The 25,596-nt window shown below is 63.5% G+C and carries 20 protein-coding genes; 7 read left to right on the forward strand and 13 right to left on the reverse strand.

The window, feature by feature from the left end; all coding sequences use genetic code 11:
- Positions 1–71 precede the first annotated feature (71 nt).
- Complete coding sequence (locus IPP90_03040) at positions 72–1,838, reverse strand: trypsin-like peptidase domain-containing protein (protein MBL0169694.1); 1,767 nt, start codon at positions 1,836–1,838, stop codon at positions 72–74.
- A gap of 248 nt (positions 1,839–2,086) precedes the next feature.
- On the opposite strand from IPP90_03040, the gene IPP90_03045 reads away from it, so the two are divergent.
- Positions 2,087–2,701, forward strand: coding sequence for an outer membrane beta-barrel protein (locus IPP90_03045; GenBank protein MBL0169695.1), 615 nt, complete (start codon positions 2,087–2,089; stop codon positions 2,699–2,701).
- A gap of 51 nt (positions 2,702–2,752) precedes the next feature.
- Complete coding sequence (locus tag IPP90_03050; GenBank protein MBL0169696.1) at positions 2,753–3,667, forward strand: cation transporter; 915 nt, start codon at positions 2,753–2,755, stop codon at positions 3,665–3,667.
- A gap of 34 nt (positions 3,668–3,701) precedes the next feature.
- On the opposite strand, the gene IPP90_03055 is transcribed toward IPP90_03050, so the two are convergent.
- From IPP90_03055 to IPP90_03070, 4 genes are read right to left on the reverse strand one after another with little or no spacing between them, the layout of a single operon-like run.
- The gene (locus tag IPP90_03055; protein MBL0169697.1) at positions 3,702–5,204 is read right to left on the reverse strand and encodes an aminotransferase class V-fold PLP-dependent enzyme; all 1,503 of its coding nucleotides are present in this window, start codon (positions 5,202–5,204) and stop codon (positions 3,702–3,704) included.
- A 15-nt stretch (positions 5,205–5,219) separates the two neighbouring features.
- Positions 5,220–5,984: a metallophosphoesterase family protein gene (locus tag IPP90_03060; protein MBL0169698.1), complete on the reverse strand. Its 765-nt coding sequence runs from the start codon at positions 5,982–5,984 to the stop codon at positions 5,220–5,222.
- A complete protein-coding gene (gene arsB / locus IPP90_03065) occupies positions 5,984–7,072 on the reverse strand; it encodes an ACR3 family arsenite efflux transporter (GenBank protein MBL0169699.1) in 1,089 nt (362 codons plus the stop codon). The genes IPP90_03060 and arsB overlap by 1 nt, the downstream gene beginning before the upstream one ends.
- Before the next feature lie 38 nt (positions 7,073–7,110).
- Entirely contained in the window at positions 7,111–7,476 is a 366-nt protein-coding gene (locus tag IPP90_03070) for a winged helix-turn-helix transcriptional regulator (GenBank protein ID MBL0169700.1), read from the reverse strand.
- A gap of 166 nt (positions 7,477–7,642) precedes the next feature.
- Here IPP90_03070 and arsD point away from each other — a divergent pair, with 166 nt between their 5' ends.
- Both arsD and IPP90_03080 read left to right on the forward strand, forming a co-directional pair.
- Positions 7,643–8,053, forward strand: a complete 411-nt coding sequence (gene arsD, locus IPP90_03075) for an arsenite efflux transporter metallochaperone ArsD (protein ID MBL0169701.1) — start codon at positions 7,643–7,645, stop codon at positions 8,051–8,053.
- The gene (locus tag IPP90_03080; protein ID MBL0169702.1) at positions 8,044–9,891 is read left to right on the forward strand and encodes a TRC40/GET3/ArsA family transport-energizing ATPase; all 1,848 of its coding nucleotides are present in this window, start codon (positions 8,044–8,046) and stop codon (positions 9,889–9,891) included. Before arsD ends, IPP90_03080 begins: the two co-directional genes overlap by 10 nt.
- Before the next feature lie 353 nt (positions 9,892–10,244).
- On the opposite strand, the gene IPP90_03085 is transcribed toward IPP90_03080, so the two are convergent.
- The 3 genes from IPP90_03085 to IPP90_03095 all read right to left on the reverse strand — a co-directional run bounded on the left by IPP90_03085 (position 10,245) and on the right by IPP90_03095 (position 13,392).
- A complete protein-coding gene (locus IPP90_03085; protein MBL0169703.1) occupies positions 10,245–10,547 on the reverse strand; it encodes a zf-TFIIB domain-containing protein in 303 nt (100 codons plus the stop codon).
- 81 nt (positions 10,548–10,628) lie between these two features.
- Entirely contained in the window at positions 10,629–12,617 is a 1,989-nt protein-coding gene (locus IPP90_03090; protein MBL0169704.1) for a hypothetical protein, read from the reverse strand.
- Between the two features lie 70 nt (positions 12,618–12,687).
- Positions 12,688–13,392 carry a DUF305 domain-containing protein gene (locus IPP90_03095; GenBank protein ID MBL0169705.1) on the reverse strand — a complete coding sequence of 235 codons (705 nt, stop codon included), beginning with the start codon at positions 13,390–13,392 and terminating at the stop codon, positions 12,688–12,690.
- A 117-nt stretch (positions 13,393–13,509) separates the two neighbouring features.
- Between IPP90_03095 and IPP90_03100 the strand changes: the two genes are divergently transcribed.
- A complete protein-coding gene (locus IPP90_03100) occupies positions 13,510–14,688 on the forward strand; it encodes an amidase (protein MBL0169706.1) in 1,179 nt (392 codons plus the stop codon).
- Positions 14,689–14,765: 77 nt separating this feature from the next.
- On the opposite strand, the gene IPP90_03105 is transcribed toward IPP90_03100, so the two are convergent.
- Together IPP90_03105 and IPP90_03110 are read right to left on the reverse strand one after the other, a co-directional pair.
- Positions 14,766–16,100 (reverse strand): hypothetical protein, encoded by a 1,335-nt coding sequence (locus tag IPP90_03105; protein MBL0169707.1) that lies wholly within the window; start codon positions 16,098–16,100, stop codon positions 14,766–14,768.
- A gap of 137 nt (positions 16,101–16,237) precedes the next feature.
- Entirely contained in the window at positions 16,238–18,634 is a 2,397-nt protein-coding gene (locus tag IPP90_03110) for a hypothetical protein (GenBank protein ID MBL0169708.1), read from the reverse strand.
- Between the two features lie 171 nt (positions 18,635–18,805).
- Here IPP90_03110 and IPP90_03115 point away from each other — a divergent pair, with 171 nt between their 5' ends.
- Positions 18,806–21,355, forward strand: coding sequence for a carbohydrate binding family 9 domain-containing protein (locus tag IPP90_03115; GenBank protein MBL0169709.1), 2,550 nt, complete (start codon positions 18,806–18,808; stop codon positions 21,353–21,355).
- A gap of 120 nt (positions 21,356–21,475) precedes the next feature.
- On the forward strand, positions 21,476–22,003 hold the full coding sequence (locus IPP90_03120; GenBank protein MBL0169710.1) for a DinB family protein: 528 nt from the start codon (positions 21,476–21,478) through the stop codon (positions 22,001–22,003).
- 37 nt (positions 22,004–22,040) lie between these two features.
- Here IPP90_03120 and IPP90_03125 read toward each other — a convergent pair whose 3' ends face one another.
- The 3 genes from IPP90_03125 to IPP90_03135 all read right to left on the reverse strand — a co-directional run bounded on the left by IPP90_03125 (position 22,041) and on the right by IPP90_03135 (position 25,501).
- Positions 22,041–23,849 (reverse strand): acyl-CoA dehydrogenase, encoded by a 1,809-nt coding sequence (locus IPP90_03125; protein ID MBL0169711.1) that lies wholly within the window; start codon positions 23,847–23,849, stop codon positions 22,041–22,043.
- 5 nt (positions 23,850–23,854) lie between these two features.
- Positions 23,855–24,199, reverse strand: a complete 345-nt coding sequence (locus IPP90_03130; protein MBL0169712.1) for a hypothetical protein — start codon at positions 24,197–24,199, stop codon at positions 23,855–23,857.
- Positions 24,200–24,433: 234 nt separating this feature from the next.
- Positions 24,434–25,501: a hypothetical protein gene (locus tag IPP90_03135; GenBank protein MBL0169713.1), complete on the reverse strand. Its 1,068-nt coding sequence runs from the start codon at positions 25,499–25,501 to the stop codon at positions 24,434–24,436.
- Between the last annotated feature and the right edge of the window lie 95 nt (positions 25,502–25,596).

Raw genomic sequence — 25,596 nt, forward strand, 5'->3', positions numbered from 1 at the left:
AAGCACGGGAGAAGGAATGTGACACGACGCGGAGTCGCCCGCTGTTCGCGAACGACCCCGCGTGTTCACGACTACTTGACGTTGCCGGTCACCGACATCAACTGCATGCCGTAGCGGATCGGCACCGCAAACGTGATCCGTTGATTTCCCGAGCCGGCTCGCGACGCGAAGAAGAGCCCGATGACACGGCCATAGGCATCGAACATCGGGCCGCCACTGTTCCCGGAACCGGTGGAAGAAATCGTCAGCTGGTACGTGTCCCCGTTGGGCGAGTAGGTCTGCAGCACCTGATCCACCGGTCCGTCGGCGGCCCGAATGATCTTGCCGATGTTCCCCACGGACAGCGTGGGATCGGGAACCACGCGGCTCTGCGCGTCGCGATTGAACATGTCGCGCGACTTGAACACGGCCCGCACTTCGTTGGACAGGCCCGGATAGCCCATGACAATGACTTCATCGCCCACCTTGGTGGCGTCGTAGCTGTCATGCAGCGTGACCGCGGGCACCGGGCCGGGATTGCTGATCTTGATCAGCGCGACGTCGTGGATATCCGACACGCGTGTCACCTGCGCTTCCATCGGCGTCGTGTTCTTCGGGAAGCGCACGAAGATGTACTCCTGCCGTCCCTTGAATACGTCCGTTTCGCGCTTGGGACCGTACTGCTTGGTTTCCGAGGGAATGTAGTCGCCGGGCGGATTCACGACGATGGGTGCTCCCTGTTCGTCAAGCGCGATCTTGCCGTCCTGCAGCAACACTCCCGGTTGATCGCCGAGTCCGAATGGTGCGCGCCAGCCGGCCGCGACATGCCGATTGGTGAGAATGAACCCGTCCGCAGTCACCACAAAGCCGGAGCCGTGCCCGTTCTCCGCGATCCGTTCGGCGCCATCGCCGGCACTCATGGTGAGGGACGGTTCCAGCGCGCCGCCATCAACCCGCACATACGCTTTGAGACGGGCTTCACCGCCCGGAATGATGGCCGTCTTCCGCCCGTTCTTCGCGGTGTACTGGTTGGCCACGGTCTCGTGGTACACCTGCGCACCCGTTGGCGCGTAGATGAGATTCCAGGCCATGTCGATCTGCACCGTTGCACCACCAAACTGCGCGGCGACTTCGGCCGGCGTCAGCATCTTGCCAAGATCACGCGCACGCGCGGTGCTGCCGGCGAGACCCTTCAGGGAATCCGCCGCTGCCGCTTCCGCATCATTGGTCCGCTTCACGGAGTAGGCGCCAACCGCCGCCACCAATACCAATGCCGCGACACCTACCATGATGGTGTGCTTGCGGCCTTCCTGTTTGGTCTGGCCAATCATGCGCTCCACGGTGGCCTTGCCAACCTGATTGGCTCCCTTGGCCGAGCCGCCAATCGGTGCGTTTGACGTGGCACCGGCGCCGGCCGTGGCCGCTGCGCCGCCACCGCCCATCGCCGTGGCGCCGACACGCGTTTCGTTGACGCCACCCACCGGTGATCCCACCGCCATACGGGTGGCCTTCACATATTGCGCCGGGAGCGGATCGATATCGAACTGCAGCTCCGGGCCGCCCGCACCCAGCTGAATGATGTCGCCCGGTTGCACCGGCATCGTACCAACGACGCGCAGCTTGTTGAGATACGTCCCGTTGCGCGTGTTGAGATCCGAAACGGTGAAACGGTGCGGGTCATTCGGGTCGCGAGCAATCCGCGCGTGCTGTCGGCCAACGAGATCATCCTTTTCAGGATCAAACCGAACGCCGGAGTTGGGATCCCGTCCAAGCACGAGTTCGGCGAAGCCCTGGAGTGGAAACTCCTCCACCTGGCTGGCCTTCGACCCCTTCAGATGACGCAGGATGACGCGTTCCATGGCAACCGACCTCCGGTGACGGTAAGGTCCCGGGGGTCCCCCGGGGGCATGATGTTTGAGGTGCGTACAACGGTTCCTGTCCCTAATGCGCAAATCGGGACGAAAACGGATCATTTGCGCGGCGGATGCGTTGCGGTGCAATGTTCTTTCACGTGAATTGCCCTTGCGTACCGTTCGAGATCATGGGGCTCAAACGAGCCAACATCGTGTGCGCGTACTCCCTCGTCGCCTCTGAGGAGATCACATTTATGCTTCGTCGTTCTGCGACCGTTATCCTGTCGCTCTGCGCCGCCGTTGCGGCCTCGGCGCCCTTGTCGGCCCAGTCCGCCCATCGCTGGTCGCTACAGGCGTCCGGACTGTACGTGGGGGTGTACGGCGACGCATATACGGGACTCTCCAATGGAGCCGGCTTCGAGGCGCAGGTGCGCTACAATCCCAGTGCGTTCTCGCTTGGCGTCGGCTACCAGTCCTCGGTGCACGATCTCAACGTGCAGGGCTTCAAGACGGTCGACTTGTCCGGACCGTTTGTCGAGCCGCGCTTTGTGCTGGATATCGGCAGTGACCGCGCCGCGCCGTATCTCGCGGCCCGTGTGGCGTACCTCACGCAGCAGGCGGACATCACGGATCTGGGCGACACCTACACGTTGACGGCCAACGGCACGCAGATCAACGGCGGAGGCGGCGTGCTGGTGCGGATGACGCCACGCGTGAACCTCGATATCGGCGCGACGTTCGGCGCGATCAACTTCGAAGACGTGGTGGTGACCAACTCGGCCGGCGCCACGGTGACCGTGAACGGCTCATCCGGCAGCGGCAAGAATCTGGTGCTGCGGTTCGGCGTGTCGATCGGGCTCGGGAAGTAGTGCCGGAGCGACCCGCGATGGTGGCATAGCGAGCGGAGGTTCGCGACACCCATGCCTGCTCACCATCACCACTCGCATGCACCGGCCAACTACGGTCGGACCTTCGCCATTGGCGTATCACTCAATGTCGCGTTCGTGCTGGTGGAAGCCCTCATGGGCTGGCGCGTGCATTCGCTGGCGCTGGTCGCCGATGCGGGACATAACCTCGGCGACGTGGGCGGCTTGCTGCTGGCGTGGGCCGGGCTTGCCGTCGGCACGCTGCGCTCAAACGAGCGGCGTACGTACGGTTGGCGACGGGCATCGATTCTTGCCAGTTTCGCCAATGCCGTGATCCTGTTGATGGTGATGGGCTCGTTGGCGCTGGCTGCCGTGCAGCGACTGCGCACGCCCGCGCCGATGGAAGGCGGTGTGGTCATGCTGGTGGCCGGTGTGGGCGTCTTGGTGAATGCCGTGACGGCCTGGTTGTTCATGGCGGGCAGTCGCTCCGATCTCAACCTGCGGGGGGCCTATCTGCACATGGCCGCCGACGCGCTGGTTTCGGTGGGTGTTGTGCTGGCCGGCGCACTTTATGTCTGGCGCGGATGGATGTGGATCGATCCGGTCGTAACGTTTGCCATCGTGCTCGTGATTGTCGTTGGCACGTGGTCATTGTTCCGTCAATCACTCCATTTGTTGTTTGACGGCGTGCCGGAAACAATCGACCTGCGCGACGTGGATCGGTATCTGTGCTCGCTGCCCGGTGTCGAAAGTGTTCACGACTTGCATGTGTGGGCGACTGGCACCTCGAGTACGGCGCTCACGGCGCATCTGGTCATGCCGGCCGGATATCCAGGGTCCGCATTTATCGTGGCGGCCTCCAAGGCGCTCCATGATCAATTCGAAATCATCCACCCGACGCTGCAGATCGAAACCGAATTGCTGGATGACGATTGCTGCAAGCCGCTGACATCGCCGTCACCACACTGACATGTCACGGCGTCGCCACCGCGACGCGGTCCGTTCAGGTCAGCGCGGCCGCATACCATCCGGCCACCCTTGCACGCAGCGCCGCATCGCCATCACGGTGCCGATACTCGTTCGTGACGTTCGAGTACGCATAGTCGGCCGCCCACGCGGCCCCATGTCGCATCACGGACTCGACGGCATCGAGCGCATGGTCGATATCGGCCATCGTGGTGCTTGGATGGAATGAGAGCCGCACCCAGCCCGGCTTCTCCGAGAGATCACCGCGGTCAATACGGTCGGTGATCGCTTTCGAGCGCGACGGATCCACGTGCAACAGGAAGTGGCCGTAGGTCCCGGCGCATGAGCATCCGCCACGTGCCTGCACGCCAAAGCGGTCGTTGAGCAGGCGCACCACGAGATTGTAGTGCAGTCCCTCGGTCCAGAACGACAGCATCGCGAGGCGGTGTCGCACCGCAGGCGCGAGCACATGCACGCCGGGGATCGACTGCAACCGATCCATGGCGTACGGCACAATCTGCGCCTCTCGCCGTTGCATCGCCTCCACGGTCATCGCGTCCTTCAGGTCCACCGCGAGCGCCGCCTTGATGGCCTGCAGGAACCCCGGCGTGCCGGCATCCTCGCGCGCCTCGACATCGTCGAGAAAGGCATACTGTCCCCACGGATTCGTCCACGCCACCGTGCCGCCGCCCGCTTCATCCGGAACGGTGTTGTGGTACAGCGCCCGCGTGAAGACCATGACGCCCGAGGCACCCGGTCCACCCAGGAACTTGTGCGGTGAAAAGAGCACGGCGTCGAGCGCGGCCTCCGGATCACCAGCCGGATGCATGTCGATCGTCACGTAGGGCGCGGAGGCCGCGAAATCGATGATCGAGATCCCGCCGGCCCGGCGCATGAGTCGCGCCATCTCGTAGTACGGCGTGAAGACCCCGGTCACATTCGAGCAGGCGCTGAAGGCACCAATCTTGACAGCCCGGTCCCGATACGTGTGCAACTGCGCTTCGAGGGCAGAAAGATCCACCGTGCCCGACGCGTCGGGTGGTACCACCACCACGTCGGCGATGGTCTCGTACCACGACGTGTGATTGGAGTGATGCTCGAGATGCGTCACGAACACCACCGGCCGCTCGGCGGGCGGCAACGCGATGAAGTGACGTAATCCCTGCGGCGCCTTGAGTCCCAGAAGACGCTGCAGCTTGTTCACCACACCCGTCATCCCCGAGCCACTGGTGAGCACAAGGTCGTCGGGTCCGGCGTTGACATGCCGCTTGAGCCGCGCGTGCGCCTCATGATACGCAATGGTCATCGCCGAACCAGTCACCGACGACTCGCTGTGCGTGTTCCCCACGAACGGCCCGAAGTGCTCGCGCAGCGCCGATTCGATTGGCCGATACAGGCGGCCGCTGGCAGTCCAGTCGGCGTACACGAGTCGCTGCTCACCATAGGGCGTCAGAAAGGTGAGGTCGTCGCCGATCGTGTTGGCGCGGAACGGCGCGAAGTACTGCTCGAGATCTGGAATGGCGTTGGGCGCGTTCGACATGGGCAGAATCTACGACTATTCAGCGTTGCTGGGCGGCTTTCCACCGGTGCGCAGGAATTCGGCAAACTCCTCGGGAAGTCCTGCGGCAATCACTCCTTGCGCAGTGGCCGCCACATCGTAGGGGACTCGTACGAACTCCACGCGTGGCGCCGCACCGCCCAGTTCAAGCCGCACGTAGCCGGCGCGCCAATCGCCGTCCTTGGGGCGTCCCACGCTGCCGGTGTTGATGAAGTGGATCCCCTCCACCTCGCGGTGCCACGGCTTGTGCGTATGGCCACACGCCATCACGTCGCCGCGTGTGAGCCCCATACCGGCCGCCATCTTGAGACAGAAGTCGTCGGCGCGATCGGCGGTCCAGTAGACGGTATTGAGCGTTGGGGTGCCGTGTACCAACACCAATCGGGGTCCGGCCGCATGTCCACCCAGGGGACGCACGTCGAGCGAGAATGGCAGGCTGCCAAGATACCGTTTGGTTTCGGGCGTTACGGTGCCGCGCGTGTACTCGTAGCTGAGGTGCGCGAGTTCTTCCTGACGCGGCGTCTCACTCCGGCAACCGCAGTGTTTGTAGTCCGTCGCAACAGTGGAGTCATAGTTGCCAGCGATACCGTGTATGCCACGCACCTTCAGTCGCGCGACGACCTCATTGGGGTTACTGGAGTATCCCACCAGATCGCCCAGGTGATACGTCGCGTTGGTATCCCCGCGCGCATCAATGTCGGCCAGCACGGCATCCAGCGCCTGCAGATTCGCATGAATGTCGGAGATCAGCGCGTAGCGCATCAGGCCGTCCTCCGCGGTCGGAGCGTTGCCGGCGACGGGAAGTAGCGTCGCCGTGCCCACAATGAGACGTACACCAGTCCTACCAGGGCGGGCACTTCAATGAGTGGCCCGATCACAGCCGCCAACGCCTCGCCCGACGCAATGCCAAAGGTCGCGACCGCCACGGCAATGGCCAGTTCAAAGTTGTTGCCCGCCGCCGTGAACGACAGCGATGCCGTGGTGTCGTAGTCGAATCCCAGCCGACGTGACAACCAGAAAGCCAGTCCGAACATCACGCCAAAGTACACCAGCATGGGCATCGCGATGCGCACCACGTCCAGCGGCAGCGAGAGAATGCGATTCCCCTGCATGGCGAACATCAGCACGATGGTATATAGCAATCCGAACAGCGCGGTGGGACCGAACCTCGGCATGAACACGCCGTCGTACCACGCGGCGCCTTTCGACGCCACCAACGTCTTGCGCGTGAGATACCCCGCGACCAGCGGCACACCGAGGAAGATACCGACACTGCGCGCGATCTCGCCCATGGAGACATGCAGCGTGGCCGTATCGGCGCCAAACCAGCCGGGAATCACCGTCAGGAACAACCATCCGAGCACCGAATACGTCAGAATCTGAAACACCGAGTTGAGCGCCACGAGCACTGCCGCCAGTTCGCCCGATCCGCAGGCCAGCGAGTTCCAGATCAGCACCATGGCAATGCATCGGGCAAGCCCGATGAGCACAAGCCCATTGCGATAGGCCGGCAGGTCGGGCAAGAATATCCACGCCAGTGCCAGCATCACGATGGGACCGATGACCCAGTTGAGCACCAGCGAGGTGCCCAGCAACCGGGTGTTGCCAATGTGCTGCCCGATGGTTTCGTATCGCACCTTGGCCAGCACCGGGTACATCATCCACAGCAAGCCAATCGCGATGGGTACCGACACGCCGGCCAGCTGTACGCGATCCAGCGCCGCGCCCAGGTCAGGATACACGCGACCCAGCAGCAGTCCGAGCGCCATCGCCGCGAAAATCCATACCGGCAGGAAGCGGTCGAGTGTCGAGAGGCGCTTGAGGATTGGTGCGTCGGAGTCATCAGTCATCACTGACTCTGGTCCCGGAGCGTGTACACGCGTCGTCATCAGCACGGCTCCGTGAGGCGGTCGCGCACACGCAACACGGCCAGTGCACGTTCGGCATCCAGCGATGGAATGCCGGTAAAACACGAGCGTACGCAGTTAATGAGATTGCGGTGCACCGCGTTTCCCGGTTCGGCCAGCCGATAGTGCGCGTACTTCCATTCCCGCGTGGCCTCCACCAATCGCATGCGGCGCAGGTAGGCCAAGTGACGCGAGACGGCGGGCTGAGGCAGCTGGAGCATATCAACGAGGTCGCAGACACAGAGCTCGCCCGCTGCGAGCACGTTCAGCAAACGCAGCCTCGTCGGGTCGGCAAACCCCTTGAACAGCGCGTCCAGATCGTCCACCGCGCCGGGCGGCCCGTCCATCAGGTGATCATCAGCAGCAGTCGCGCAGGCGGTCATAAAATGGTGGTTTGAGTCTTTCATATTTGCCCTAGGCACATATAATTTGTCTATGCACATATGATCTGTCAAACCGTGAGGAAATACCGTGACTCGCTCGCTCCCAGTCCAGTCGTCACTTTCAATCGCCATGCCGCCCGTTGCTTCCGTCGGCAAGCACACGTTGTCGGGCACGGTTGCCGTGTTCGATCCGGCTATGTGCTGTGCCACCGGCGTTTGCGGGCCCGGCGTGGATCCTGCTTTGCTCACAATAGCGCGTGATCTGCGTTGGCTGGAAGCGCAGGGCGTTAGGGTGCATCGCGCCGGGCTGGGTCAGGAGCCGCAGGCGTTCGTCGCCAACGCCAAGATCACCGGACTGATGCAGGCATTCGGCGACGGCGCACTGCCGGCGGTGCTCGTGAATGACGACGTCCTGGTGTACGGTCGCTATGCTACGCGCGACGAACTGGTGAAGGGACTCTCGGCAACAGCGCTTGAACATGCCAGCAACGCGAAAGCCGATGACAGCGGCGGCCGCGCACCAGGCACCGGATGTCGCTGAACGACATGACCACGCGCCACCTGTTCTTCACCGGTAAGGGTGGCGTTGGCAAGACCACCGTGGCAAGCGCGACGGCACTGCAGTTGGCCGAATGCGGATACCGCACGCTCATCGTGAGCACCGATCCGGCATCGAACCTCGACGATGTCTTCGGAATGGCTGCCGGTACGACCCCCACGTCGGTGCCTGGTGTGTCGTTTCTCTGGATCATGAACATCGACCCGGAGGCCGCCGCGGCAGCATATCGTGAGCACATGGTACGTCCGTATCGTGGCGTGCTGCCCGATGCCGCGATCCGCAGCATGGAAGAACAACTCTCCGGTGCCTGCACGGTCGAGATTGCCGCGTTCCACGAGTTTACGGCATCGCTCGCCGATGCGACGCTGACCGCGATGTTTGATCGAGTGGTGTTTGATACCGCGCCCACCGGACACACCTTGCGCTTGCTCAGCCTGCCCAGTGCATGGAGTGGGTTTCTCGACACGTCGAGCAGTGGCGCCAGCTGCCTTGGGCCGCTGGCCGGACTCGAGCAGCATCGGGCGCAGTACTCGGCCACGGTCGATGCCCTGGCCGATCCGAACGCGACCACCGTCGTACTGGTGACGCGCGCCGAGATGAGCGCCATGCGCGAGGCCGCCCGAGCCGGCGATGAACTCGCGGCACTTGGCATTTCGCGCCAGCGTCTGGTAGTGAACGGCGTCCTCACTGACGATCCGGGCGGTGATCCTGTCGCAGAGGCCTACGCAAGCCGACAGAGCGACGCACTGACCACGATGCCCTCGCGATTGGTGGCGTTGCCAACCATTCATGTGCCCCTCATCGCCAGCAACCTTACGGGACTCGACGCCTTGCGAGTGTTCGCGGCCGCGATGATGGCGCCCCTGAGTCCAGCGTCTGCGCCCGCGAACGCAACGATGTTGACGTCAGGCCGTTCAACGTCAACGCCATCACCGGTGACGCATGCGCCTGCCGGTTCGACTGGCATCGACACGGACATTACTGCCAACTCGGCAATCGCAGGCTACGGCCAACTCCGCGAGCTTGTCGCGCAGATCGCCGCTGATGGCCACGGGGTGGTGATGACCATGGGGAAAGGTGGGGTGGGAAAAACCACCTTGGCCGCATCGCTGGCGCTGGCGCTGGCGCGCGCTGGCCGTCGCGTGCATTTGTCTACCACCGATCCCGCCGCCCATGTGGAGGCAGCCGTTGGTGCCGACGTGCCGACCGCCCTTATTGTAAGTCGAATCGATCCAGTGGTCGAAACGGCGCGATACAGCGCCGACGTGATCGGCGCCGCCGACATGGCCGCTGCCGCAGTTGGCGGATTGGATATCAATGAGCGCGCACTTCTGGAAGAAGACCTGCGGTCTCCATGCACCGAGGAGATTGCGGTGTTTCGCGCGTTCGCACGAACCGTGGCCGAGGCCGGAGATGCGTTCGTCGTGCTGGACACCGCACCCACTGGACACACGTTGTTGCTGCTGGACGCCGCCGAGAGCTATCACCGTGAAGTCGCGCGCACCGCGGGATCTCACGTGCCGGAGGAAGTGCGCGCGTTGCTGCCGCGACTGCGTGATGCGCGCTACACGAAGATGTTGCTGGTGACCCTCGCCGAGTCCACACCGGTGCAGGAGGCGTCACGTTTGCAGGATGACTTGCGACGCGCTGGGATTGAGCCGTATGGCTGGGTGGTGAACGCCAGCCTGGCCGCCAGCGGCACGCAGCATCCGCTGCTGGCGGCGCGTGCGCAGTTGGAGCTGCCGCACCTCGCGCGGGTGCGCGACGAGCTGGCCGCGCGCGCGTGGATTACTCCGTGGACAGCAACACCGGAGCGCTAACGCGCCCACAACAGGCCGACGTTCCGTCCTGCATGGACGGGCACGGCACCGTGCCATACGAGCAATACACGCAGCAGTGACCGGCCAGTGGCCGCAGGAGCGTATGGCAACCTGTGCATTCATGAAAGAATGCACAGGCGTCCGTAGGCATCTCAAGGTCTTCAGCAAATCCGCACGCCGGGCAACGCAGCGTACTGCGGAGTACCACGGCGATGTCTGTCACTCGACGCACCGTGCGATTTGCCCTCGTCGCGTTGCTGATCTGCAGGTCGAACCCGTCGGCATCCCCAGTGGTGACACCAGCATCGCCACGCTGATCAACCGCAGAACTCGTTCGCGCACGGGCCGTCTCGTTACTTGAAAATGTTCAGCAGCGAGCCGACAAATCCGGTGTGTTCCGCATTGCCGGCCGCGAGAATCTCGAGTTCACCCTTGTCCAACCAGATACCATCGCACTGCGGGCACTGATCGATGGTGACATGATTGGTGACTTTGGCCACCAGCGTGGCACCATCGCGTGGGCACTTGTTGCGTTCGGCGGCTACACGCTCCGCACGCTCCGCGTCGGCCTTCTGTCGCAGCGCCTTGCGGAGTTCCGCGTCGACGCGCGCGAAATATTCTTCCTCGTTCTTGCTGGGCTTTGACTCGATCGCCATCGGTACAGTGGGTTGGGGGAGATGGGAGCGCCGGCGACGGAGGGCACCGTAGGCGCGCTCCGTCGCCGGCGTTCAGCCACACTACATCACGGTCGTCATCAGGTCCTGCAGCGCCTTCTTCAACAAGTCCGTCTTCTTGGGGTCACAGCTCCGGTCGCCGTCCAGCTGCGCGCTGAGCTTGGTGAGCGCCGCATTGCGCTGGGCCCCCGACGCCTTCTCCGCACTCGAAATGGATGCGCGAATTTCGCCGATGCGCGCGGCGTTCACGCAGCCCTTCCGCTCGATCTGATCGGTGAACGCCTTGGCCAACGCAAAGCTGGCCGGCCACTCGATCTTCGGCTGTCCTTGCGCGTTCAGCTGGCTCCACTTCACCGTCTTGGCCGCGTCGATCTCGTTCTGCGAGATGTACTGGCTCGGCACCAACTCGGCCACGTCCAACCCGCGCGAGATCTCGGAACTCACGATGCTGCCATTGTACCAGTACACCGACCATGAGCCGCCGCTGGCCATGCGGGTCGCATCCACCGGTCCACGATCGAACGAGGCGATCTCCTGCGGATGCGACGCATCCGTCCAGTCGAACACCGAGATGCCGCCCTGATACCACGACTGCACCATGACGTCGCGTCCCGGGATCGGGATGAGTGAGCCGTTGTGGGCTACGCAATTTTCGTTGGATGTCTGGTACGATGGCAGCTTGTAATAGCTCTTGAACACCAGCTTGCGATTCACGATGGCGAAGATGGCGTCGGCACCCCACTCGGGCTTGTCACCCGCGCGACACTTCGGCGCGCCGCCTCCGCCCCATTCGTCGGAAAACAGCATCTGCGTGCCATCGTTGTTGAACGTGGCCGAGTGCCAGTAGGCGAAATTGGAATCGGCGGCGGCGTCGAGACGCACCGGCGCGATGGGGTTGCTGATGTCCAGCAACAGCCCGTGCCCTTCGCACGCACCGCCCGCCAATCCAAGCGACGGGTACACGGTGATGTCGTGGCACTGTGAGCGCTCGCTCACCGCGCCGTTGCTGGGGGCCGCCCCAGTTGGCGCGGCGGCGAACATCCGGTTGAGCGCATCTTGCACCAGGCCGCGCACGGCGGTGTTGTCGGCACCGTTGGGAGTGGCACCACCGCGTGCCTTCATCACGCTGTCCAGCATCGGCCGCACGATTTGCGGGGGCACGATCTGGTCGGCACCCGACTGCGGATTCCTGGCAATGAATCCGCCGTTGGTCCGCGCGGCCGCCAACTGCGCGACGGCGGCTTCCTTGTCGGCGTCGGAGAGGCCATGACGCGCGGGCTCAGTGAGTCCGGCAAAGATGTTGGCGCGCCCCACCACCGCGGCCTGACTGGGATTGGCCAGCGGCACCTTGATGATCTCGATGCGCAAGCGCGACGTGCTCGGATCGGTGCCCGGCGCGTCGGCGCAGCCGGGAAGCTCTGCTGCCGAACGAATGCCGGATGATCCGGACACATAGATGTAGACGTTCTGCTTGTCCTTCGGATCCTCGAGCACCGTGTGCGTGTGCGAGCCGCGGCACGTCTGCACGTTGGCCACGAGCTTGGGTTCCTTGATGTTCGTGATGTCGAAGACGCGCACGCCGCGCATGCGCTCCTTGCTGACGGTCTCTTTCACGCCACCGGGCTTGCAGTCCACGCGACCACTCTGCGATTCAGCCGACATGAACATCAGGTTCTTGTACACCGAGATGTCGTTCTGCGAGGCCGGGCACTCGTACGCCACCACCAGTTGCGGCTTGGCGGGATTGCTGATGTCCCAGATCACCGGGCCGTTGTAGTTGCCCTGAATGACATAGTTACCGGTGAACGCCAGATCGGAATTCGTGATGCCCGCAAAGCCCGGCGGTGACACCGCCTTGGCCACCAGCTTGAGATTGGACGTGTACTCCTCGGCGTTGTACAGACCGGCCTTCAGGTTATTGCGCGGATCGGCCGCGGGGGCGGGCGCCGGTGTGGTCTTGGGTTTGGCGGGCGCGCACGCGGCCACGCCGACAAGGGTCGCCATGGCGAATGCGGCGCGCGTCATGACGCGAAACGGTGGAGTAGCTGACATGCGAGGTCCTCGGGAGAGACGGGAGACGGGAGACGGGAGACGGGAGACACTGGGCAAGACGGAGCAGACCTCACTCGGTGGGCGGTACGAACCCCATCTCCAGCATCATGGTGAACATGCGCTTGATCTCGGTGGACTGATCCACCTCAACATCGTTGGCGAACTTGAATACGGTTTCGTCCTGCGCGGCGCCGGCATTGGCGTACAACGACTTGACCATCGCGACGGCGCCGCGATGGTGCTGAATCATGTAGGTCAGGAACAGGCGGTTGAATTCGGTGCCACGCGCCGCATCAAGCTCCTTCATCTGCGCGTCGGACAACATGCCGGGCATCATCGGCATGGCCATGCCGGGCATTGACATGCCGGGCATGGAACTCATGTCGTGTCCCGGCATCGACTGACCGCCCGACCCCATGGTGACCTTTCCCGTCGAGTCGACCTGGGGAACCGTCTGACGGCGATCTTCCAGCCACGACTGCATGAGCTTGATCTCATCCGTTTGCGCGTTGATGATTCGCGCCGTCAACCGCTGCACCGCCGCGTCGGCGCCATGGGAAGGCGCCCAGCGGGACATGGTGATCGCCTGCGCGTGATGATGAATCATCCCGCTCATGAAATCGATGTCCGCCTTCGTGTACGGATACCGCAGGCTGTCGGCCTTGGCACGCGCCGTTGCGCCCGCCAAGCCTGTCTGAAATGCCGGGGCGTGTGCGCAGCCGACAAGGCTGGCGCTCAGGACAACACCAGTGAGGAAGGATCGTGTGCTGGGCATGTTGCGTCGGACGGTTCGGGCAGGACCGTAGCGTGTCGAACGGGTGAAACAAGGAATTTACAGCCCGGCGTCCACTGCCGCATGGCGTCGGCCCGGTTGCCGATCCATACTCTGCAGATGAGTATCCTCGATCATGACCCCCTGAACGCGTTCTGCCGTCACACCCACGTGGCGCTTACTGGCGCGCCAATCGGACCGCTGGCCGGGGTGACCTTCGGGCTCAAGGACAATTTCGACATTGCCGGACATAAGACGGGGTTTGGCAGCCCCGACTGGCTGGCCACCCATGACGCCGCGAGCATTTCGGCCTCGGTCGCCACACGGTTGTTGAACGCCGGAGCGACCCTGGCAGGGAAGACGCATACTGAGGAAATGACCTTCAGTCTGACCGGAGAAAACGCGCATTACGGGACGCCGGTCAATCCGGCGGCGCCTGATCGAGTCCCCGGCGGTTCATCCAGCGGGTCGGCGTCGGCAGTGGCCGGTGGGCTGGTGGATTTTGCCATTGGGAGTGACACGGGTGGCTCGGTGCGAGCCCCCGCCAGCTTTTGCGGTATCTATGGCATTCGTCCCACGCACGGGCGCATTCCGCTTGATGGTGTCCGCCCCCTGGCACCGGGTTTTGACACGTGTGGATGGTTTGCCCGCGACGCCAACATGCTGGTCCGTATTGGTGACGTGCTGTTGGGCGGGGCGGCCGCAATGCCAGGGCGACTCCTGCTCGCCCAAGACGCATTTGCGTTCTCGATGCCGGGCGTGGCCGACGCGCTGCAGCCGGCCGTGCAGCGTATTGAAGCATGCCTGGGAGCCGCGCAGGCGGTGACCGTGAGCGACGCAGGGCTGGCCGTGTGGTTCGAGGTGTTTCGCGTGCTGCAGTTTGGCGAGATATGGGACGCGCACGGGGACTGGGTCACGCGCGTTCGTCCCACGTTTGGACCACAGATCAAACCGCGATTCGAAGCCGCTGCCAAGAGTGATCCGGAGCAAATCGCTCGCATGCGCTTGGCGCGAGCCGACATCGTCTCACATCTGGATGCGCTGCTGGCCGACAATGCGGTGCTGCTGTTGCCCACGATGCCGGACATCGCCCCCCTGCTGCAGTCACCACCCGACGCGACGGTCGCGTTCCGCGAGCGATCACTGGCCTTGCTGTGCATTGCCGGCTTGGGCGGCCTGCCGCAGGTGAGCTTGCCCCTCGCCACGTGGAACGGCTGTCCCCTGGGTCTGTCGATGATCGCCGCGCGCGGGAATGACGAAATGCTGCTGGAGATCGCCCGGCAACTTGATTTGCCGTAGGCGCGTTTCCGCCGTTATGAGATGGAGAAGAAGAACTCCTCGTACACGATCTTGACATCCTTCGACGCTCCTCGCGCTCAGCGCGGGCGCATCGCCGCGAACTCGGGCTTGGTCGCGGCCAGAATCTCCCGCACGGCCGTGCGATCGACGTCCGACAATCGCTGGAAATCCGGATTGGCGTCCGCTCCTCCGAGAACCACCCACAGGCGCCGGTAGACTTCCCTGCGGGCCACATCCGGCAACGCGTCGAAACTCTCCGAATAGATCAGGAAGCTCAGCGGATACTTGAACAATCGGTGCTCCAGATCGAAGTCCCGGAGCGACCGACCCGTGCGATCGCGCACACCCTGTCGCGCAAAATCCTCCGTGAAACCGGTGGTGCCGCGCATGACGCCGTCCAATGGCGCCTCGTCGACAAACAGCATCGCGCGCACCAAACGATCCACCGCGTACTTGAGTCGCGCCGCCGGTCCCGTGGAGTAATCGTCGGCCGTCGCGGTGCGTGCGCCATCCGCCGCTGGCGCGAAACGCAGCACGTCACGTGCGGCGTCGTGCGTGATGGTGATGAGATTGTGCACCGTCGTCTGGTGCACCAACACCATCAACGCCACGATGTCACTGTGCCCCGTGAGATGAATGGAGGGGTCGAACTTGTCCGACAGATCCTTGCGCGCGCTCTCGGTGGTGAGACTGAACTGCTTGCGATACTCTTGCTTGTCGTACACTTCGTGGCCGAGTTTCGGCGAAAACACATTTCCCGAGTGGCCTGTCGTGCCGTGCGTGCCCGTGACATACCACCCGCCAAAGCGCTGCTTCACCGGCGTGGCGTCGGTCGTGGTCCCTTCATGCGCACCGACAATCGGATAGCCATAACGATCAGCCAATGTCGACAGCACCATGAACCCCGGCACGCCGCCCGTGGCCGCCTTCGACTGGTGGCACATCAAACACGTCGTCGTTTCACGGGAGAACGTCGGTCGCGCACGCGGCTCATGACTCAGCGTGTAGAACACCGCGCCAGCCTTCGCATCCACCGCCGCAATCTCCAGGAAGTGGCTTTCCGGCACGTACCCGACGTACACGTCGTCGTTGAAAAAAATCGCGCGGGGAGTCCACGGCGCGATCTTGTCCGTTTGCAGGCTGGTGCGCGAGAACACGAGCCCTTGCGACGACAGCGGGATGTTCAACGCCTTCAACAGCGCCGGCAGATACCCGAACGTCGAGTCGCGCGCGAAGACCACGTCACCGGAGTTGATGCGCGCTTGCAGTCGGGCAATCGGATCGGACGGCGCGACGGAGTCGGCGAGGGGCGGCCTTGCGCCCGATCCCTGCGCATCGAGCGTGGTGGCCGACGCCACGCTGACCAGCATGGTCAGGAGCGCGACTCCGCTGAAAACCCGAGATGAACGCATGGCGCAAGACCGTGTGAAGAGGCGATCAGTGACCGACGGATCAGCCAGCCTGAAACAGGTATTCCGAATACAAGTATGCTCGCGTGCGCCTGAAGCGAACGCAATGGCGCGCTTCACTCCGCACACGTGTGTCCGAATTACCGCCTCGCCCGTACCACTTCGCGACGACCCAGTCCTTTGAATTGCACCTCGATGCTGGGGGCCTCAGCACCAGTGAATTCCGAGTCCATGGTCATGGTGTGGGCACCAGCGGCAACGACCGGGAGTGGCGCGGCCAAGGTATATCTCGACTTCGGTTTCCCCAGCGCATCATAGACACGCACGGTCGTCGTGCCATCGCACACCAGACTTTCGCCGTTCGCCAACTCGATTGGCAGCACGACCTCCGTGTAGCGATCCACCTGCATTCTGAGATTGCGCACCGACCCCGACTTGCCCTGCACGTTCAGGCGAAACTGCAGCGGTTGTTCAGTCCACTCCTGCCGCACCTCCCAGATGGTGTGCGTGGGTTCGCCCGGCTGTCGTTCCAGCTTCTCTCGTATGAACACCCCTGACACCGCGTACTGGAAGAGATTCCACTGGCCGTCTCCGGCGGACTCAAGATGGAATTCGTTCTTCGGGTCTTTGAGACGGGATTCCTGTGCGCTATCAAACGCGTGCTGCGTGCGCGCACGCTCCCATTCCCGGATGGCATCCAGCAGCGCCGGCGTGAGCGGGTTCTTCCGCAGCGCTGGCGGACGCGCCACCATCGCAAAGCCCGCCCGATAACCCGCCGCACGGGACAGCATCCACTCCATCTCGGCCAGCGTGGTGTTTTCGGTCAGCAGGTACCAGCCCAGCATATGCGGCATGTAGTTGCGATCGAACAATCCCTGATTGTCGATACGATACTGCTGCATGCTTTCCTTGAAACCGCCATACCAGGGCTCACCCCAATTGTAGTACGAGCCGATGTGCCAGTAGAACGTCTTGCTGGTGCTGGTGCCGTTGATCAGATCATGCCGCGTCTGGTCGAGGACGTCCTTGGCGAACACCGCCAGGGCATAATCGCCCTGACCGGATGCCAAGCCGCCCTCATGGCCGTCAAAATCAATGTGGTCGACGCCGGTGTCATTGAGGAAGTCGGCAAGGTTGCGCGCCACTTCGCGCTGCATGGCGAAGTTCGGGAAGAACACCTTGTAACTGTGATCGAACAACTTCCCCACGGTGTCGCCCGCACGGTGCGCCGACGCGGTGGTGCCAAACGCACCACGCTGACAATTCAGGAGCGTGAACGGTCTGGTAAGGGTGACCGATTGGTATTGAATGAGCTCTTTCCCGATCTTCACGGTATGGAGGTGATTCTCCTTCTCCTCGCGGAAGTACTCGGGCGATGCCACGACGATCTCGCGCTGCCCGGCATCTATGGGGCTCACCAGTGTCGACGATCCGGTCACGCTCAGCCGGTCATCCGGTACGGGCGTGACGTACGGATCGTTGGTGTTGATGAAGTTCGTCAGCGTGTGCACCCCAAAATGCAATCCGGCCGCGCGCGCTTTGTCGACCGCGACCTTCATCCCCTGCCGACCGTTGGGGAACTGCGTTTCCGACAACACGAAGTGCCCCCAACTCGCGAATGGCCCCTCGTGGTACAGCGAGAACAACCCGGCACGTTTGGCATACCCGATCATCTCATCAACATCGGACTCGCCAAACGAGGAAATCATGTACGACTTCTCGAATAGCGGCGACTTCCGGAACCACACACCGTCGATGGTTGGATGCGGCAGCCGCTCGGCGACCTCGATGCGTTCCAGGACGTCCAACGTCTCCGATTCCGCGCAGGTGAACAACGCAATGCTGCTGCCAACGACCGTTTCGCCGACGATGGCCGGCACGGGCATGTCCTTTTGATTGCCGCCCCAAGCATCCACCCGTCGAGCGCGATGGCGGTTGATGGAGTACGCCTGTAGCGCACTGCCTCCGGGCACGGCCACCGCGGCGATCCCCCGCGCCCAGGTACTCCCCTCGCTGTTCGGGAGGTCGCCGCCCAGCGTCTTCATGTTCAGGATTTGCAGCCCCACGGCCACGCGACCGTCGCGCACCACGCCAATCACCTCGCCGATCGTCTGCGTGACAGGGGTGACATACGGACCCCAAACCACGGCGTCGATCTTGCCTTCCGGGATCGCGCTGACGATCTCCAGCGCCAGATGCGTGGGTTCCTCGCGCACACGAACGACAATGCGCACACCGGTCGGGGCGTACTGCAGCGTCAACGTCTTTCCGCTTGGCGATGACGCCACCCTCATCGCGGTGGGCGCGTAACGCTTGGCGTCACTCACCAAGGTCAGCAGCGCGGCGTTGTGCTCCGCCATCAGGAAGTTCACATCCAAGACCGAATTGCGGAATGTGGTCAGTACGCCCCGTTTGTCGAGTGCGACTTGCAACGCGCCGGACGACAAGGCGGTCTGCGCACCGGTCAACGAAGCGGTTGCCTGCGACAGCATCGCGAGTGCAATCGTCGCGGTAATTCGCCTGTTCAGTCGTGTCATGTACGCGCCAGGATTCGGGGAAGGGATTTTCGTCTCACTAATATGCGCTCTGTCCCGCACCTCGTCCCTCTCCCATCAATGTGAAACCAATCTCCAACCCTTCCGTCGTTTCATGACTCTAAGAGTCGTGCCGACGTCCGGCGCCTCGCCACCGTTTCCGCGTCAGCGCCCATGCTCATAGCTACCCTCCTGTTCCAACTGGCCGTCGCCAGTCCGTCCACACCGCCGTCCGTAACGACGACGCGACGGGCGGCGATGACGGCACCCGACGCACCCGCCTATCGCCCGTCAATCGCACCGCGTGCACCGCAGATTGATGGCCGCGACAATGACGACATCTGGCAAACCGTTCCCGTCATCTCGGCGTTTCGTCAATACGATCCAACCGAAGACGGCGATCCCACGATGCGCACCGAGGCCCGCATCGCATACGACGCGCACAACCTCTACGTGTTGGTGCGTAGCTTCGACCCGCGCCCGGACAGCATCCTGTCCGTGCTGCAACGCCGCGACGGGCTGGCGCTCGCCGACGACATCATCATCGGCATCGACTCGTACAACGACAAGCGAACCGGCTACTTCTTCCGGCTGACCGCGGCCGGCACGATGGCGGACGGCTACATCTTCAACGATGGAGAGGAGGACTGGGGGTGGAACGCGGTCTGGCAGGGTGCCACCCGCGTGGATTCCCTCGGGTGGCTGGCCGAATTTCGTATTCCCCTCAGTCAGCTACGCTATGTGCCGCGCGACGTGAATACATTCGGCGTGCTGATTTCCCGACGGGTCGCGCGACGCGGCGAGCGAATGGCGTGGCCGGTGTTTCGCCGCTCGAAAACCGGCCACGTCAGCCAATGGGCCGACATCCCGGGTTTCAGCGGCCTCTCGGCCCCGCGCCGTGCGGAAATCATGCCATACAGTGTCGCACGATACGGCTACAAACCCCTCGGCGACGGCACGCCACGCAACGCCCCGAGCACCCAGTTCGGCGCCGACCTGAAGGTGGGACTGACCTCGAATGTCACGCTTGACGCCGCCATCAATCCCGACTTTGGCCAGGTCGAGGCCGATCCCGGCGTGCTCAATCTCAGTGCGTTCGAGCAGTTCTTTGCCGAGCAACGCCCGTTCTTCCTTGAGGGCAGCGGCATCTTCCGCTACGACATCGACTGCAATGACGGGCAGTGCACGGGCCTGTTTTACTCCCGTCGTATCGGGCGGTCGCCGCAGTTGGGCGATCGCTACGGCGACGCGTCGTCGCCCCAGCAGTCGAGCATTCTGGGCGCGGCCAAGGTCACCGGTCGGCTCAGCAAGGGTCTCTCCATCGGCCTGCTGAACACCGTCACCGATCGCGTTCGTGGAAACCAATCGCGCACCATTGAGCCTCGCACCAACTACGGGGTCGTTCGTTTGCAGCAGGATTTGCGCGGCGGAAACTCCGGCATCGGATTGATGCTCACGAATACCTCGCGACAACTGGACGAATGGACGCGTGATGTCCTCCGCGGCGGCGCGTGGACCGGAGGCCTCGATGCCCGGCACCGGTTTGCCGGAAACACCTGGGAACTCTCGGGCCAATTGGCGGGCAGTCGGGTCACCGGCTCGGCTGCCGCAATCGCGCGCACGCAACGTTCCAACGTGCATCTGTATCAACGCAGCGACGCCGCGCACCTGCAATTCGATAGTGCCCGCACCTCGATGACCGGCTCACTGGCGCAGATGTCCATCAACAAGCAGGGCGGCGGCATCGTGCGCTTCAACGGCAGCGCGTGGTATCTCACGCCGGGATTCGAGATCAACGACCTCGGGTTCCGCACGCGTGCTGACGAGACGGGCGCATCCGCATGGATGGGCATCCGACCCAACAAGCCCTTCAGCATCTTTCGCCGGGGCGGTCTCAACTTCAATGCGTACTCGACCTTCAATACCGAAGGCCTGTCCATCGGGAACGGTGGCAATATCAACGCCAACGGGCAGTTCCTGAATTTCTGGAACGGGTATATCGGCACCGGCGTCAACAACGCGTTCGCCACCTATTCCGATCGGGATGCGCGCGGCGGACCCGCCGTTTTCGACCCGCGTCGCCTGCAGATGTGGATGGGCGTGGAGGGCGACAGTCGGAAGTCACTCGCTCCAAGCCTGAATGCCAGCGGCGGGCGTCGCACGGACGGCCTCGGCAGCAGCTGGAACCTCAGTGCCGGTGCACAGTTCCGCGTGGGCGAGCAACTCAATGGCAGCGTGAAGCTGGGCTATGGTCGCAACATCGACGATCAGCAATGGATTGGGAACTTCACCGATGCCGGAACGACGTCGTACACCTTCGCGCGCTTCTACCAGTCCACCAGCTCCGTCACCTTTCGACTGAACTACACCATCACCCCGGCCTTGAGCCTGGAGAGCTACCTGCAGCCGTTTGTCAGCGTGGGCGAGTACACCGACTGGCGCGCGTTGCAGGATAGTCGCTCGCCTGACGAGGCAAGACGATTCCGCCCGTACACGTCACGCGGAGCACCCGATGGATTCCGCTTTGGCCAGCTGCGCAGCAACAATGTCGTGCGCTGGGAATATCGTCCAGGATCGGTGCTGTTCTTTGTCTGGACGCAGGGCCGAGACACCTTCACCGATGGCCCCAACGACTTCGGCCTGCAGCCGGGATGGAACGATGTGCTGGCGCAGCGACCGCAGAACGTCTTCCTGATCAAGGCCAGCTACTGGCTGGGACGGTAGCGCATTGGTGGGTCGTAGCCCAGACGGCCCGCCTATCGCGGCGCTATGTTTCCGCTCGGTCCGCCGGATGCCCTGCCAACAGGCCGCGGGCCCAACGCTCACCTCGAAAAAGGGAACTGCATGTCTGGGTATGGAGGCAAGGAACTGGCCAAGGCGTTCCGCACTGTGCGGAACAACACGCTGCAGATCGCCGAGGACATTCCGGCGGACCAGTACGATTTCGTACCGGCACCAGGGTTGCGCTCAGTGGGTGCGCTCCTGACGCACATCGCGATGACGGCAAAGCTCCAGGAAGACTTCCATCGGACGCGTCGCCTGACCACGCTGCAAGGTTACGACTTCCCGGCCATCATCGGCGCGCTCGCGGCCGAAGAGCAGAAGCCGCGTTCGAAAGAGGACATCATCGCGCTCCTCAAGGGCGAAGGCGAGCAATTCGCGTCGTGGCTGGAGTCGCTGTCACCGGAATTCCTGGACGAAACGTACGGCGATCACACAGGAGCGAACCCGCGCACGCGGTTTGAAGGATTGTTGTCGCCCAAAGAACACGAGATGCACCATCGCGCGCAGCTGATGCTGGCCCAGCGCCTGATGGGCATCGTGCCGCACCTGACGCGCGCCATGCAGGCACGGATGGCGGCGCGACCCTGAGCGTCAGTTTCGTAGGACGACGCGGCGTACAGGACGTCTAGAACCAGGCGTCCTGCATGTCGAACGGGATCGCGTCCGCCCGCTCCAGCAAGTCGGCCAGCGGCACCGTTCGCGGTAGCTCCCAGCCAAACCAATAGCGCGCGGCCTGCACCTTGCCGCGGTAGAAGGCGTCGTCAGCGGCATGTGTCGACGACGCCAGCGCGCGTGTCGCCACCACCGCCTGACGCAGCCACAGCCAGGCAATCACCGTGCGACTCACCAAATCGAGATACGCACTGGCATTGGCGAGCGCGCGGGCCGGTTCCGCCTTGACCACGAGCAACGCGGCCGTGACGCGCTCAAGCCGCGTCGCCGCATCGGAGAGTTGCATGCCGAGTGCCGCCAGCGACTGATCGGCAGCGGTCGCCGCGGCCACCTCGTGCATGCGCGCGAGGAGGGACTGGAATCCCGTGCCGTTATCCTGTCGCACCTTCCGGCCAAGGAGATCGAGCGCCTGCACGCCGTTTGTCCCCTCGTGAATGGGATTGAGTCGATTGTCGCGATAGTACTGCTCAATGGGATATTCGCGCGCGAAGCCGTAGCCGCCCAGCGTTTGCATTGCCAACGATATGGCCTCCTGCCCCGCTTCACCAGGCCACGCTTTGGCGATCGGAGTCAACATCTCCAGCAGCGCGGCGGCGGTGTGTCGCGCCGTGTCATCGGTGGCTGTTCGCTCCTCATCAACCAGGTGTGCGCACTCGAGAATCAAGGATAAGGCCCCCTCGGCGATGCTCTTCTGCGCCAGCAGCATGCGGCGTACATCGGGGTGCTCGATGATGGCCACGGGTGGACGCAGTGGATCCTTCTCGCCCGCCAATCGCCCCTGCATACGCGTGCGCGCATACGACAAGGCGTGACGATACGCCGCATAGGCCATGGCGGTTCCGGCACGGCCAACGCCAATCCGCGCTTCGTTCATCATCTGGAACATGCACGACAAGCCCCGATGGGGCTGGCCCACCAGTTCCCCGATGCACTCGGTGTGTTCGCCGAAGTTCAGGATCGTGCTGGTGGTCCCTCGCCACCCCATCTTGTGAATGAGGCCGCCCAATACCACGCCATTGGCGATCCGCTCGCCGGTGGCAGACGCGCGATAGCGTGGCACCAGCATCAGGGAAATCCCGCGCACGCCTTCCGGAGCGCCGGCGAGGCGCACCAGCACCATGTGCACGATGTTCTCCGACATTTCGTGCTCGCCGCCGGAGATCCACATCTTGGTGCCCGTAATGCAATAACTGTCGGCGGGATACCCGGCACCGGCCGGCGTCGCCTGCGTGCGCAGGTCGGCCAGTGACGACCCCGCGTCGGGCTCCGTGAGGGCCATCGTGCCAAAGGCCCGTCCGGTCAGCAGCGCTTCCAGATACTGTTCGCGTTGTGCCGGGGTGCCAAAGGTGCGAACGAGATTCGCTACGCCCGTGGTGAGCATGGCATACGACGACGTGGCGACGTTCGCCGCATCGAACCAGAGCATCGCAGCCGTGGCCACCACATGCGGCAATTGCATGCCGCCATCGGCGTAGTCATGCGCAGCCGCAATGAAGCCGGCGTCGGCAATGGCGGCCACTCCGCGCTGCACGGCGTCCGGCGTCACCACTCGGCCGTCCTGTACGAACGGCTCCTGCTCGTCGCTCTCACGACGATGCGGCAGCAGGTGAGTTTCCGCGATCCCGCGCGCGGTGGCAATTACGGCGTCAAACGTCTCCCGTGAATGATCGGCATAGCGCTCACGGCTGGTGAGCGTATCAACCGCCAGCACCTCGTACAGCTGGAATTCGAGATCGCGGGAACTCAGCATCGAGACGGTCATCGACGCTATTGCGGGCCCATTAGGAACAGCCCGAGTAGAAACGACACGGCGTTCATCACGACCGACGTGAGGAGCACGCGATGGTCCCGGCGCAGGGCGTACACCAGCAGCTTCCACTCGGTCACAACCACCACGGTCTCAAACGCCAGCAAAGCGGCCAGATACCAGCCGCGCTCCAGCTCTCTCACCTCCAGCGCCGCCAGTGCAAACGACAAGATCGGATAGGTGAAGACACTCGCCAGCGCGACGGCGGCCAACTCCTCTCGGCGACGGAATCCGAAGAGTGCGGCAATGGGCACCTCAATGACGATGGTGCCCACCAAGGCCACGGCATAGTATAGGAAGCCCATCACTTCTTTCCTGCCCGGATAGCCCGCAGCGCCAGCCAGGAGAGGCCTGAAACGACCAAGACGATCGCGACGCCGACCACCAACTCCGCAGGACTGAGACCCCGGTCAAACGGTGTGGCGACCACGTCAGCGCGTGCGACACGCGGCGCAAGCACCGAGATACATCCCCAGGTGATCCCCGCCGGCAACCAATGACGCCTCTCTCTCATGAAGCGATCCTCCGTGCCCGGTGATTTACGTTGGCGAGGCGATCTGCACGCGCCGTAGTGCTGCGGTCGTTAACAGTGACGCTCGACGGAATCCGAAATAGAGCGCGCCGCAGGCCAATGGTAACGCCAGCAGGCCTGAATTGCGCGGGAGTGTGGACGCGGACGCGCCCACCAGTGCGGGGAGTCCCCCGGCAATCAGCGCCAGCGACACCAGGCCAAAGGCGAAGGCCGGATGTGCCCGAAGTCTGTTGAAAGTGACGGTGGAGGCGACCGGAATCGCCAGGTTCAGCAACACCGCACCAAACACGCCAAGTATGACATGCGTTGCGCCGCTCATGAGCAACGGAATGGCCGCCAGCAGTCCACCCAACGCGATGAGTCGCCATCCGAATGTGTCGGCCAGCACGCCACCTGCGGCGCGGCCAATCGCCACACCCGTCACCACCACGATGGCCAGTGATGGCGTTGACTGCCAGGGAAACCGGAGCGCGAAGCCGGCAAACGACACCAGCGCGATAGAGAGCAGGACAAACAATACCGGGGCGTCTGTATCACGCGCATCGACATTCGACGAGTCCACGTCGCGTGGTGGCTCCGACAGGGTGGACGACACGGCGGCAAGCACCAGAAGCGCACTCCCGCCGATCCACGAATGCGTCAGGGCGTGAGATCCCAGGGTCGTTCCCGCAAACACACCGAGCGCCCCCGGCGCTGCAAAGAGCCCACTCGGCCCCGCGCGTCCCGGCATGAGGCGAAAGCTGATACTGCCGGCACCAACATGAAACAGGGCATTGCCAATCCCCAGCGCGACTACGGCCTCAAATGGGCGGCCGGCAAAAAGCACCGATCCGCAGGCGACCAGCGCGCTGCCGGCCATTGCCGCGTGCCGCGCCGAGTCGCGCGCATCGACGAGCAGGCCCAATAGCGGGCGTGACGCGAACGAAATCAGCCCGTAGGCCAGCAGCAGCGGGGTCCCCGGTGAGCGCCCGTCGCGTTCGAGTATCGCAAACACGGTCGCCGCGCCGATGGCGTCGATCAGGAAGTGCAGCAAGCCATAGACAGCGAGCGACGCGCGCACAGTCCGAGCATGCATGGAAAGGTCGTGGCGGGTGACCGGGCGATGAAAGCGGAGTGCGGCAACGATACCGGTTCATTGCGGACTGTCAAGGAAGCTGTCCCATGGCGCGA

This window comes from Gemmatimonadaceae bacterium (genome assembly GCA_016720905.1).
In the GTDB taxonomy this organism is placed as follows: domain Bacteria; phylum Gemmatimonadota; class Gemmatimonadetes; order Gemmatimonadales; family Gemmatimonadaceae; genus Gemmatimonas.